This window comes from Maridesulfovibrio sp., from assembly GCF_963678865.1.
Lineage (GTDB): Bacteria > Desulfobacterota > Desulfovibrionia > Desulfovibrionales > Desulfovibrionaceae > Maridesulfovibrio.
In genome coordinates, this window is the sequence record NZ_OY787459.1 from 1,626,135 (window position 1) to 1,639,332 (window position 13,198).

Below are 13,198 nucleotides of genomic sequence, written 5' to 3' on the forward strand. Positions count from 1 at the left end.
GGCTGCTTTCACTTTATCTTTGGCTAAAAAAACAACGTGACCGTCTCCAAACGAAGACGGTCACGTTGTGGTTTACCAATTTATTTGACTACAGGACGAGGCGATTTGGCTTGCTGGTCATACTTGTCGTACATCACAACATTGCGGACCTTGCCCCACTTTGTCCAGCCGGCGGGAGTATTGTTATCACCTTCGCCGTTCATAACAATAGTGTAAACACCGTCTCCGGCAACAATGTCACCGTTTGTGCCGTCATCGTAAGCAGTAGTCTTGTCATTGAACTTCTTGCCATCACTGTAAAGCCATGCGTTAGCCTGAGGAGCAAAATCGCCACCGGCTACAGTAATGAGAACCAGACCGGCCTGAGTATCAGCAACAGCACCTGAAACAACCGGATCCGGTGCGGGTGATCCGTCAGGACGAACAGCTTTCTTACAACCGGCAGCGAACATCATCATGCAGACAGCAATACCGAAACAAACTAATTTCTTCATCTTACAACTCCTAAAATAAACAGTTAAACTTCTAAGGGCGAAACAGATCGTACTGCCATGACAGACTGTATAATCAACAAAACCAATTCCCTCCCCAGAAGGGAACATAAAGGACGGCAGCCGATTGAATGCATGGAGAACATCCACATATGCATCAAATATTTAACTGGTGAGTCAAAAGAAATAGGGGAATCGCACAAATGATCTGTGCGATTCCCCTATTTCTTGTAAATTGCTTATATAAATTCAAGCTGATCCTAGAGCTCAATCAACCCCTGTTTGAACGCATACCGTATGAATTCAATGGTACTTTTAAGCCCCAGTTTACGCATAAGGTTGGAACGGTGATTTTCCACGGTTCTGGGGCTGATGAAAAGACGTTCGGCAACTTCCTTTACGGAGTAATCACGAGCCAGAAGCTGCATTATCTCACGTTCGCGTGGAGTCAGCTCCGAATACGAGCCGTCAGACATGCTTTTACGGTGCATGAAGAAATCCTCTGCAACGTCCTTTGAGACTGTGCCGTCCAGATAGAATTGACCGGCATCAGTGGCATCAAGAGCCTTGATCAATTCACCTGAAGCAGAAATCTTGTTCATGTAGCCCGTAACTCCGGCCTGAAAGGATGCGGCTATCTGCTCAACCTGAGTAGTCATACTCACGATCAGGATTTTCAAATCAGGATAAACGTCTAACAGCTCCTCTGAAAGTCTGATCCCGTCATAATCCGGCAGATTTATATCTATAATGGCAAGTTCCGGTTTTTCTGACTCTACAACCAGCATAGCTTCACTGCTGGTCCCGGCTTCGCAACAGATGCAATATTTCCTGGATCTGTTGATGATGGCCTTTACCCCTTCACGAAAAAGCGGATGGTCATCTACAAGAAGAACGCCTTTTGACTGTACTGCAGCACTATTTATTTTCATATCCCCGACACTTATCAATAATCTGTGTATAAACTATAATCGACCAGTATAAACTGGTAACAAATCAGACCCCATAAGTCTATTTTTAGTATAGCTTAATTTCATATGGTTAGTGTTGTACTCAGGGTACGTTGCAGCTCCTCAGCAGCTTTTCGCACTTTGGCAAAAGCACTATCAACTTCACCGTCGGCATTTCTGGCAGCCAGTTCAAGCTCCCCGGTATAAAGCAGGAACCGGCCGGCACTGATGACCCCGGCTGATGTTTTAAGGAAATGGGCATCCCCGGCAAGCTTATCATAATCACCCAGGGCTATGGATTCTTCCATGGAGACAAGCTGCAGCGGCAATTCATCAAGAAAGGATGTGATAACCCGGCTGCACACATCATCATCGTAACCAAACATGGCCCGAAAACCGGATTCATCAAAAACAGGCAAAGTTTCCGGGATATCGCCTGCCTTCCGGGCCGAATCAATAAAAGTGGTGCTATGGACCGATGCCGCAATGACCATCAGAAGATCATCCACATTGAATGGTTTGGAAATAAAACCGTTCATCCCGGCCTGTTCGCATTCGACCCTGATTTCATCCAGCACATGTGCTGTCAGGGCCACTACCGGAATTTGTGTTTTATCTTCACCTGCCTCACCCTCACGGATTGCGCGCACGGTTTCAAGACCGTTCATATTAGGCATTTCCAAGTCCATCAGGACCATATCGAAATTTCCAGTTCTCACTGCTTCAAGAGCGGACAGACCATCATGAACATAGCTTACATGATAAGGGGTCTGCTCCAGAACAGCCCTCATCAGCTCGATATTGTTCATGTTATCCTCTGCCACCAGCAACTTGAGCGGCTTTGCTGAAACAGCCATCGCCTTAAGCGGATGATCGACCCTGACAACCTTCGCAAGCTCGCCGGGTTCGAGCGGCAATACGCATGAGATTGAGGTTCCTGATCCGGTCGAACTTCGCAGATGAATAGACCCGCCCATCATTTCCACAAGCTGCCTGCAAATAGAAAGTCCCAGCCCGGTTCCACCGAAACGGCGGGTCATGGAATCATCAGCCTGAGCAAACTTGTCAAAAATATTCTCCTGTAACTCCTTGGGAATGCCTATACCTGTATCAGAGACAGTAAAACGCACGAAATCATGGTCCAGCGGCTGGATTTTGAGGCCCACGCTACCAGATTCAGTAAACTTAACTGCATTGCTGAGCAGGTTGAGCAAGACCTGACGCAAGCGGACAGGATCGCCCTTAACCGCACGGGGCAACCTGCTATCCATATCCAAATCAAATTCAATCCCCTTAGCTGCTGAATCAATACGAACAACATCAGCAACAGAATTCACTATCTCCCGCAAGTCAAAATCAAGGCACTCTATCTCCATTTTCCCGGCTTCAATCCGTGAGAAGTCGAGGATGTCATTGATAATATGTTGCAAAAGATCAGAGGAGTTGCGCACGACAGACATTTTCCTGCGCTGGTCAGGGGTTAGGTCGGATTGCAGAATCACTCTGCTCATGCCCACGATAGCATTGAGCGGAGTACGAATTTCATGGCTCATGGTAGCAAGGAAGGAACTTTTGGCCTGACTCAAGGCTTCGGCCACCTGCCGGTCACGGCGGAGCACTGAAATACGGTCAGCAAGGGCAAGAGAAAAGAAAAGCATTTCGATCATGTTTGTGATCTGCATTGTAAAAACAAGATAGTCTAAATTAACCAGCCCGGTAATTGCGCAAAAGCTCGCAAACATCAATCCAAGGCAAAAAAGACTCCAGGATACCAGATATAATCTGGCTGCAGTAAAGCCGTCACAATAACTCCTCACCCCGAGAACAATAAAGGTTATTGAATAAACCATCATCATACCCGCAGAGATCAGTGTCATGACATTTACACCTAAAAAGAATGCTAATACTATACTAATTAATGAAACCGACTTTAAAATAATAAAAATAATTTTAGCGTATAATTTTCCCCTTATATTAGCTAAAAAGCTTTCTACAAAAAAGGAGCTTAAAAACATAAACAGACCAAGAAAAGAATAATTCAATACAATATAATATTCCATGGGGATATCAATAAATTCAATTACAGCATCGACTACAATGAAGTAATATATATTTATTGAAAGACACTGCAATGAATACCAAAGATGGCTTATATCTCTCAGGGAAATGAACAGAAAAAAATTATACAAGACCAAGGCCACAGAAAACCCGCCAACCACTGACAAAAAGAGAAGTTGCAGTCTGCTGTTTTCACGGAAACTGTTTTCATCAACCAATTCAAAAATATTATAATTTGTATCTTCAGCGCAGTAGTAAACATAGTAATCGGTGACCTTCTCATGCAAAGGCAACCTGAAAGCCAGAAAGTCTTCCCCCTTCCAACTGGTTCTCCTTGGATTCTCGTACCCGGCATCCCAACGGCCCCAGCCGGACTTCATTCCTTTAACTATTTCGGGATAAAATACTGTAAACTGCTTGGTCTGGGGAGGAGTGATAGCCACCCGCCAAATTTGATCTACCTGTGCGGGGTCAGCCTTGACCTTGAAATGAAGCCAGTATCCGTGCTTACTTAAGCCGGGATAAAAGCCTGAACCGGGTTTGGAAAACTTACCGATAAATGCATCCGAAGCGACCTGATTGATGGTGAAGCCCTCATCCTTAAGCACCGTCACATAATCACGCAGGTCATAGCTGCCCCTGCTGCCGTTCAAGATTATCGCTTGCGGACTATCGGCTAAAGCGGCCACAGGAACAAACATTGCTGTCAGCAGAACTGAGCACAAAAAGAAATGCAGAACACGACAATATAAAGTGTATAAAATTTTTATAACCATTTCTTAAGACCCACAGCTCCCTATCTTCAATATAACCAGCTCTTACACCAATTAATCCGTAATCAGCAAGAAGGCCGTTCTCCTCAAAAAAACAAATCCAGAAATCACCTGCCGGCACAGATAAAAGCAGACTGATTTGCGTATACGATGATACCAGAGTCAAACATGTCTTTATGTTGACCCGGAACTTTGAAAATTTTCGGTAAGGTGTGCGTTTTCTTTTCTAGCTGTGGGCAATCCTCCCGACCCCAAAATGCCCAAAATTTTACTTGAGATATCATGAAATGTTTCCCATTATTCCAATTGATACGCCACCACTTACAAGTATTTTCAAATGTCACTGAGAAAGATCGTCTTGACAATTTTTTTATTAATTAAACCCCTAATCGCTTTATGAAAACAATCATCCTACTTCCACCATCCGAAGGTAAAGCTGATGGAGGAAACAATCCCCCCTTAAAGTCTGTATCGGGTATTACTGCGGACTTAATTGAAGCAATTAAAGAAGCTGATCCTAAAAAATTATATGGGCTTAAAGAAAAGGCACTTGCGAAAGCCGTTGCTGTAAATGATGAAATCTTGAGCTCAAAGACAATGCCGGCAATTGAACGATATACGGGTGTTGTTTATGACGCTATTGATTACCGAACTTTGAAAAATAAATCTGACTTTGATAAAAAAGTATTAATTGTGTCAGGTTTATTCGGTCTTGTAAGTCCTGCTGATTTGATTCCTAATTATCGCTTGAAGATCGATAAATTAAAGGCTGCCAAGTTATGGTTGGATTCCAATTCAGAACAATTAAAAGATAAATTTGTTATTGATTTATTACCGCAAGCACACAAAAAAGCTGTGAAATATGATCATGGAATCGAGGTTGAATTTGTCCTGAAAAAAGCAGGAAAAAAGATGCCCGCTGGTCATCAAGGAAAACACATTAAAGGTAGATTTGTAAGATGGCTTATTGAGAATAACATCGCCGACTCAAAGCAGTTTAAAGATTTTAAGGAAGAAGGATATACGTGGACTGGTGAAATTTTCTTAAAGGAAATTTAATTGTACGCAAAAACAACAACGTAGCCATTCTCAATCGCTGCCACATATAAACAAAAAGGGACCGTCCAGCTTTGCACTGAACAGTCCCTTTTTAAACATAATTTTCAAACTATGAAAGAGTGCCCCCCTGACCTGCGGAAACTCTGCTACTCCATAAATGCTGAAGGCATGCAGACCGAGGCAGGATCAATGGCAGTATTGATCATATTATTTTCTTTCATGAAAAGAACATCTTTTTTCATGCTGGAAATATCCTCCGCAGAAAGGTGGGTGGTGAACCCGGCCCAGCCGTACAGGGTGCGGGCATCCTGCATGGATATACCATGTTCTTTGGCCCCAATGGCAATAGCTTTTTCCGGGTCAGCATTAATAAATGCCATAGCCTTGCGGAAAACCTTCAAATAACGGGCAACCAGATCGGGGTGCTCGGAAATAAACTTTTGTGAAGCGGCACTGACCAAAATGGGGGTAACCAGTCCCTTAGCAGTAGTCAAAACCCGAGCTCCAGCTTCCTTGGATTTGATTACCAGACTCGCGGCAAGAAGAGCCGCGTCCACCTGTCCGGCTAAAAGAGCTGTTCGAGACTTGGGCAAACCCATGTGAACGAACTTTACATCCGATTCCTTAAGTCCTTCCCCGTCAAGAGCAGCAACCAGCATCTGATGCAGAACAGTTCCTTTAGGCCCCGCTACGATTTTGCCTTTGAGTCCGGCCACATTCGTCGGGCCGTCATCACGCACCACTATGGCAAAGGTTTCACAAGGACGGCTGACTCCTCCGATAATCTTTACCGGGTTTTGTCCGGCATTGGCCAGCAGTACCGAAGTTGTGTTGATGACAGAGGCAATATCCAAAGAACCGGCAGCCAGAGCTTGCGATTGTTTTGCTCCGGAATTAATTTCTTTCCAGCTTATGCCGATGTTGTCCCCGGCAAATTCCTTTTCGAGCATTCCCAGTGATTTCATGACCATGATCTGCAAGTTGAATGGTGATTTCACATAGGACACATTGATAGTATCGATAGATTGCGCCATAGCATTTGAGGATGCCGCCGCAATAATCAGGGTAGCGAAAAACAGGATCAGTTTCTTAAGCACGGTACTCATAAGGTAAGCTCCTTTTTATTTTTGAGAATAAAATCAAGAATATCTGCCTTCAAATTTTCAAAACCGGGTTGCCCCGGAGAACGGGGACGCGGCAGGTCAACCGGGCAATCCCTTACGATACGGCCATCCGCCATGACCAAAACGCGGTCAGCCAAAGTTACAGCCTCACCGATATCGTGAGTGATACACAAAACGGTCATGGGGTTTTCAGCCCAGATACGGGCCAGTTCCATCTGAAGCTGTAATCTGGTCAGGGCATCCAAAGCACCAAACGGTTCATCCATAAGCAACAATTCCGGTTTGCGGCACAGTGCACGGGCCAAAGCAACCCTTTGAGCCATGCCCCCGGAGAGTTGATCAGGATATGCCTGTGAAAACTCTTGCATCCCTACCTGCAGCAAAGCTTCGGACACAGAGCGCTCATGATTATCAAGAGATGTACGCCGCAGGGCCAGAAGGAGGTTATCCTGAATGGTCAGCCAGGAGAGCAGCCTTGGCTCTTGAAACATCATTCCCAATCTTGGCCTATCCGTAACGCCCTGACTGCGGGGATTGAGGAAAGAAACAATCCCTGAATCCGGCTTTTCCAATCCTGCAATATGACGGAAAAGGGTTGTCTTTCCGCACCCGCTGTAACCTATGACAGCAACAAATGACCCCGGTTCGACCTGAAAAGTAACTCCATCCAGTGCTTGAACTGAACGATCCCCGGTCCTGTAGCACTTGCTTATTTCCCAAACCCGAATTCCGATCATGCGCTGAACTCTCTCGACAGGTGCAGCCGACATCCAGCCCAAGCCGTGATACGTGAAAGGATAATATCAAAAACAAATCCGAGAACACCGATGAGTATAATGCCCACGAACATTCTATCCGTACGGGCCAGCTGCTCTGCGTCCAGAATCATGTAACCGATGCCGGATGCTGCTGCTATCAGTTCCGCACCGATCAGGGCGCGCCAGCTGTATCCGAAACCTATACGCAATCCGGTTATGACTGAAGGCAAGGCCGAGGGGAGCAGGACACTGACAAAAATATCCCATCTAGTAAGGTCTATGGTGTCGGCCATTTCCAAAAGCCTACTGTCCGTGTTCTTTAATCCGTCCAAGGAGTTCAGGAAAATGGGAAAAAAACTGGCAAGAATAATCACTGCAAGCTTAGACTCCTCTCCTATCCCCAGCCAGAGGATAAGAAGCGGAATCAGGGCCAGAGGAGGGGTAACTCGGAGTACTGTCAGAGGGACACGCAAAAGGCGTTCACTAGTGGGGGAAAAATACAAAAATGCGGCAAGCGGAAGTGCCATGCAGGCTGTCAGTAGAAACCCTACAAAAACCCTTGCCAGACTAACGCAGGAGTTCAACCACAATTCACCGGACAAAACGGCATCAACGGCCGCGTCAATGACTGCTCCCGGCGAAGGCGTAAGGTAAGGGTTCAACATACGCCAATGGCCCAGCCCCCACCATGCAAGTATGACAACAGCCGGGATAAAGATTGTCAGAGCGAAGCCCTTCAACCGATCTCTAAAAAAAAATCGCCGGGGTGAGACATCATCTCGCCGATTACCCCCGGAGACTGCGACCACAGCAGACTCCATACTGTCATCTGGAACTATCGGTTTATGACCATACTCAAGTTCTGAGTGTATTCTTTCCGAATCAGAGGCTGTATGCAAAAAGCTACCTTTCAATCTTTAGGTATGTATTAGATGTATAACTTTCAATAACGGGTAACACAAACTCAGGTACTCCCGTGAAGCATAGCTGTCAATAGTGGCTATGGCAGGAACTAAGTTGGTTCTCTCTTGACGACAGGTGCGAAAATCTCAGCCAATACGAAAAACGAATTCTGATATGTTCATAGAAGACATACCGTGCAGCACTTTTTTAGAATGAGCCTGTTCTAAAAACGAGCATAATTCAAAAAGTGTTCTGATATGGGACATAAAACTATTGCCTCTTTTTATTGGTCTACTCTTAAAGAGCATCGGCTTTGTTTTAACTTCAAAAGTGGGGTAACATATCGATATCTTGCTTCTATTATTTTCCTTCATATTTTCTTCAGTCTCATTTCTCAGCTGTCTGCACGGTGTGGCATGCGTAATGCTAACTGCGATTTATTATCTGTGGTCTCATTGGCTGTTATCGAAAATTTCATAGTACGATAATTCAAGAGAGGTTCCCATGAGTGAAACAATGCGAGCTGCCGTCTGGCATGGCAAAGAGGATGTACGTGTAGAAACTGTTTCTGTTCCACCTTTTCCTTCTGCAGGGTGGGTAAAAATCAAGGTTGACTGGTGTGGTATCTGCGGATCTGATTTGCATGAATATATTGCAGGGCCTATTTTTATCCCGACGGAAGCTCCCCATCCCCTTACCGGCAAGCAGGGCAGCTTGATTCTGGGGCATGAGTTTACCGGTACCGTGGTGGAAGTGGGTGAAGGAGTCAGCAACGTAAGCGTCGGCGACTTTGTCGCCCCTGATGCCTGCCAGCATTGCGGGGAGTGTGTAACCTGCCGGGCCGGCCGCTACAATGTCTGTGAGAAACTCGCTTTCACCGGACTTCACAATGATGGAGCCTTTGCCAAGTATGTAAACATCCCCGCAGAACTGTGCTACAAATTGCCGGCTGGAGTTACCCCTGAAGCGGGAGCATTGATAGAACCTCTGGCAACCGGATTCAAAGCCGTGCGCGAAGCCGGTTCAATTCTTGGAGAAACGGTCGTAATTATAGGGGCCGGAACCATCGGTCTCGGAACACTCATGGCTGCGAAAGCCGCGGGTGCCGGTAAAATCATAATGCTGGAAATGTCCAAAGCCCGCACCGCCAAGGCGGAAGAATGCGGAGCGGATGTGATTATCAATCCTTCTGAATGCGATGCCGTGGCCGAGATCAAAGCCTTGACCAACGGTTCCGGAGCAGACGTTTCATTTGAATGTGTAGGTAATAAATTTACCGGCCCGTTAGCTGTGGATGTGCTCCGCAATGCCGGGCGGGCCATTATTGTCGGTATCTTTGAGGAACCGAGTTCTTTTAATTTTTTCAGCCTGAGCGGCACTGACAAACGGGTTATCGGAACTCTGGCCTATACTCTGGAAGATTTCAAGGGAGTTTCTACATTACTTGCCACGGGACAACTTAAAGCTGATCCCATGATTACCGGAAAAATCGAACTGGAAGATATTGTTGAAAAAGGCTTTCTGGAACTGATTAACAATAAAGATGAAAATATAAAAATTATAGTGAAGCCTTAAGAGAAGAATGCGAGGCCGCAAATAATAATTTATGGTAAAAGGTTTTGATCTGCAGCGTGTCCTTCGTGACTATATGCGGATTGAAATAACGGGTGTAAACCCCGGTGCCTTGTACTGTTGGCAGAGGAATAGACGTTTTCGGTTTTCCAGTTATCGGAACGGAATTGTGCACCCGAAAACGTCCGAAGGGAAGAGTCGCAAGGTTCTTCCCTTTTCTTTTGGCCCTTCGCCAGTTGAGGCGAGAAAGCCCATCTGCTCCGGCAGTGGAGTAATAAAATGAATTATGTCGATGTTACGCTTGTAGCCAACGCCGGAGTGCTGGTCAGATATGATGGAACAGATATCCTGATTGATGGAATACATTATGAAGGAGGGCATCCCTTTTGCAAAGTCTCTCCAATGGACCTGCAGCTCATGAAGACAGGGACTCCGCCTTTTGACCGTCTTGATTATCTGTTTTTCTCCCATGAGCACCCCGATCATTTCACGCCCTCCTTGGTTTGCGAGCAATTGAAACAGAGGCCGGTGAAATTTCTTTTAATTCCAGAGGACAGATACGGATCCAAATCCATGGGTGAATTGCTTGGAGAAGTTAGGAAACGCGGCATCAGCCATCATATTTCAAGTCTGGGACCGGGAGAATTTAAATCTTTTGATCTGAAAAAAGACCTAAAGCTGACAATTATCGGTACACGCCATATGGGACCCCAGTATCAGGATGTTCCAAATGACTGCTTTATGCTTGAAATGGGAGGAATAAACATTCTGTTTACAGGTGATGCCGACCCTGTAGCGGAATATTATGAAAAGCAGTTGCAGGGAGTCGAACTGGAAGCAGTCTTTGTGAATCCGTTATTTTATCATAACCGGGAAGGACGAAGAATTATCAATGAAATATTCAGGCCTAGAAATGTAGTTGTATATCATATGCCGTCTGAAAAAAGCGACCCCATGCAGTTAAGGCTGACAGTGGAGCGTGCCCGGGAGAAATATGTTAAATGCGGATTACAAACATATATTCTTCAAAGGGAAAGACAGAAAATTCGCTTTTGGCCCAACAACCTATAAAGCTGGCTGGCTTTCTGGCTTTCCCCAAGGCACGCTCCACTAGAACCTATTCCGGTTTCAGGTAGTTGATTAGCTGGGGATAACCACCTGACCGAAAATTTATCAATTTAGATCTTTAATTAATGATTACCACAACATTTGGAATTAAGCTGCCGAAAACTTTTTTCAGCATGATAGGAACTGCGGACCAAAGGTCCGGAAACAACCTCCATAAAACCGAGCCGGGTGCCGATTTCAGCATATTCATTAAATCTGTCCGGGTGAATATACTCAATTAACGGATGGTGCGCCGGGGAAGGACAAAGATATTGTCCGATGGTCAGTATGCTGCACCCCGCTTCAACAAGGTCTTTCATAACCGCCACTACTTCTGCTTTTTTTTCACCCAAACCGAGCATAAGCCCTGATTTTGTGGTAATTTTACTCTTTGAATTAATCCGGGAGACATTGCTGAGCAACTCCAGAGACTGTTCGTATTTTGCGGCAGGTCTTACTGTGGGATACAGTCTGGGTACTGTCTCGACATTGTGGTTTATCACTTCCGGGGCAGCATCAATTACCTTTAGCAAAGAATCTGTCTGTCCTTTGAAATCGGGAATAAGAACTTCCACTGTCGATTCTGGATTTTCCTTTCTAATTGCAGCGATTGTGCTTGCAAAATGACCGGCCCCTCCGTCCGGGAGATCATCGCGGGTCACGGAAGTTACAACAATATGTTTCAATCCCAGTTGTTTTGCCGTAAGTGCCAGTTTAACCGGTTCATCCGGGTCCGGAGCGTTCGGCTTTCCGTGGTTAACTGCGCAGAATGCGCAGTTGCGGGTACAGATATCCCCTAAAATCATAAACGTGCAGGTTCTGCTGGCAAAACATTCACCGATATTGGGACATTGTGCGCTTTCACAAACAGAATGAAGCTCCCCTTTCCCCAGCAGCTCCCGGATACTGTTCATATGTTGCGCGTCCGGTGCGGGTATGGTTAACCACTCAGGCTTTTGCATATTTCTCCTCCCTGATAATATTTTTCAAGGTTGTAGGGAGCAAAGGCATATCGAAAACTGCGCTGAACTGTTTACACATTTCATTTCGAACAATTTCAATCTGAACCGGCTCGCCCATTATTTCGCTCATTGAGGTAACCCCATATGATGTTATGCCGCAGGGGATTATATAGGAAAAGTGCTCAAGGTCGGGGCAGACATTCAGTGAAATTCCGTGCATTGTAATCCAGTTGCGTACAGCTATGCCCATGGCTCCTATCTTCCGGTCCCCAACCCAGACTCCAGGAAACTGCTGCTTGCGTCCGGCCTTGATATCAAAAGCACTCAAGGTCCGAATCATGACTTCTTCCATCTTCCGGGCATAAGCATGCAAATCCCGCTGCTCCCCTTCAAGGGAAATAATAGGATAGCATACGAGCTGACCGGGACCGTGGTAGGTGATATCGCCACCTCTGGAAGTATCATGGACAGTAATATTGTGCTGGGTAAGGACCTGATTATCAACAAGCAGATGATCACGGCTGCCGCTACGGCCAATTGTAAAACATGGCCAATGCTCCAGCATAATAACAACGTCAGGTATAAGTTCCTGCTTTTTCAAGGCATGGATATCCTTCTGCAACTGAAAAATTTCCATGTAGTCACTGGTGGATAAATTTAGCAACAGGGCTGTTTGCTGATGTGTGTCTTCCTTAAACATGCTTTAAGGAAAGCAACATGTATGCCAGTGATTTTTTCACGCGACAACAACTATGAACTGATCCGGAGTCCTTATGCTTATCCTGCTTCATTGCTTGTAATTTAAGCTCTGCAGGAGATTTATGCATCATACTATTTTTGTATTGTACTGTTCATTTTCCGATCAATGTTCATCTCTGGAACATTTTTAATATAATTTTTGAGTATACAGGCTCATTATTTGTACGTTTTTTGGGCCATTCCAGATAAATAAAAAGAGGCACGCTCTTTGCTTTATAGCTGTATCTTAAACCTTAAAGAGGAGAATTTAAAATGGATGCAGCAGAAAAAGCAGCGAACACCTTGGCTAAAATGACTCAGAAAGCAGGTGATGTTTTCCCTAAATACCTTAACTTCACCAAAGAAATCAGTGAATTCGGTCCAATTGACCATAAAACTCAGGAACTGATTCATGTTGCCTGTTCCATGATGTCTCAGTGCGAAATGTGCATCTCGCTCCACATTCAAGGCGCAGCAAGCCATGGTGCCAGCAAAGAAGAAATCATGCAGGCAGCGATGCTCGCCATTTCCATGGGAGGATCTCCCAAGGTAATGTACATGCACTATGTTTTTGACGAACTTGAAGATCTGTTCGATTAGTCGGTCCACACATTTTCCCCTGACCTGCGGAGAAAAAAGTTCTCCGCTATTCAGGGGAAAATGTCGCTGTAAATCTGAAAAGTAAAGTGTGCCTGCCGTCCGG

The 13,198-nt window shown here is 45.4% G+C and carries 12 protein-coding genes; 4 read left to right on the forward strand and 8 right to left on the reverse strand.

The genetic code is table 11. From position 1 onward, the window contains the following. Nucleotides 1-80: 80 nt before the first annotated feature. From ACKU41_RS07595 to ACKU41_RS07605, 3 genes are all read right to left on the reverse strand, one after another. On the reverse strand, nt 81-494 hold the full coding sequence (locus ACKU41_RS07595; RefSeq protein ID WP_319780746.1) for a choice-of-anchor X domain-containing protein: 414 nt from the start codon (nt 492-494) through the stop codon (nt 81-83). Between the two features lie 257 nt (nt 495-751). Further along, entirely contained in the window at nt 752-1,423 is a 672-nt protein-coding gene (locus ACKU41_RS07600) for a response regulator transcription factor (protein WP_319780748.1), read from the reverse strand. Nucleotides 1,424-1,524: 101 nt separating this feature from the next. Further along, entirely contained in the window at nt 1,525-4,200 is a 2,676-nt protein-coding gene (locus ACKU41_RS07605) for an ATP-binding protein (RefSeq protein ID WP_321404889.1), read from the reverse strand. Nucleotides 4,201-4,668: 468 nt separating this feature from the next. On the opposite strand from ACKU41_RS07605, the gene ACKU41_RS07610 reads away from it, so the two are divergent. Beyond that, nucleotides 4,669-5,331: a peroxide stress protein YaaA gene (locus ACKU41_RS07610; RefSeq protein WP_321404891.1), complete on the forward strand. Its 663-nt coding sequence runs from the start codon at nt 4,669-4,671 to the stop codon at nt 5,329-5,331. Nucleotides 5,332-5,477: 146 nt separating this feature from the next. On the opposite strand, the gene ACKU41_RS07615 is transcribed toward ACKU41_RS07610, so the two are convergent. Genes ACKU41_RS07615 through ACKU41_RS07625 form a run of 3 tightly spaced genes read right to left on the reverse strand, consistent with a single transcriptional unit; the run spans nt 5,478 to nt 7,953 of the window. Then, nucleotides 5,478-6,437: an aliphatic sulfonate ABC transporter substrate-binding protein gene (locus ACKU41_RS07615; RefSeq protein ID WP_319780752.1), complete on the reverse strand. Its 960-nt coding sequence runs from the start codon at nt 6,435-6,437 to the stop codon at nt 5,478-5,480. Beyond that, entirely contained in the window at nt 6,434-7,192 is a 759-nt protein-coding gene (locus tag ACKU41_RS07620) for an ABC transporter ATP-binding protein (protein ID WP_321404892.1), read from the reverse strand. The genes ACKU41_RS07615 and ACKU41_RS07620 overlap by 4 nt, the downstream gene beginning before the upstream one ends. Continuing rightward, on the reverse strand, nt 7,189-7,953 hold the full coding sequence (locus tag ACKU41_RS07625; RefSeq protein WP_321404893.1) for an ABC transporter permease: 765 nt from the start codon (nt 7,951-7,953) through the stop codon (nt 7,189-7,191). The genes ACKU41_RS07620 and ACKU41_RS07625 overlap by 4 nt, the downstream gene beginning before the upstream one ends. A 667-nt stretch (nt 7,954-8,620) precedes the next feature. On the opposite strand from ACKU41_RS07625, the gene ACKU41_RS07630 reads away from it, so the two are divergent. After that, nucleotides 8,621-9,691, forward strand: a complete 1,071-nt coding sequence (locus ACKU41_RS07630) for a 2,3-butanediol dehydrogenase (RefSeq protein WP_319780755.1) — start codon at nt 8,621-8,623, stop codon at nt 9,689-9,691. 276 nt (nt 9,692-9,967) lie between these two features. Continuing rightward, nucleotides 9,968-10,759, forward strand: coding sequence for an MBL fold metallo-hydrolase (locus tag ACKU41_RS07635; protein WP_321404895.1), 792 nt, complete (start codon nt 9,968-9,970; stop codon nt 10,757-10,759). Between the two features lie 119 nt (nt 10,760-10,878). Here the strand turns inward: ACKU41_RS07635 and lipA are convergent, their stop codons facing one another. Continuing rightward, the gene (lipA, locus tag ACKU41_RS07640) at nt 10,879-11,757 is read right to left on the reverse strand and encodes a lipoyl synthase (protein ID WP_321404897.1); all 879 of its coding nucleotides are present in this window, start codon (nt 11,755-11,757) and stop codon (nt 10,879-10,881) included. Further along, entirely contained in the window at nt 11,744-12,394 is a 651-nt protein-coding gene (lipB, locus tag ACKU41_RS07645; RefSeq protein ID WP_321404899.1) for a lipoyl(octanoyl) transferase LipB, read from the reverse strand. The genes lipA and lipB overlap by 14 nt, the downstream gene beginning before the upstream one ends. 374 nt (nt 12,395-12,768) lie before the next feature. Here lipB and ACKU41_RS07650 point away from each other — a divergent pair, with 374 nt between their 5' ends. Next, on the forward strand, nt 12,769-13,095 hold the full coding sequence (locus ACKU41_RS07650; protein WP_321404900.1) for a carboxymuconolactone decarboxylase family protein: 327 nt from the start codon (nt 12,769-12,771) through the stop codon (nt 13,093-13,095). Nucleotides 13,096-13,198 lie beyond the last annotated feature (103 nt).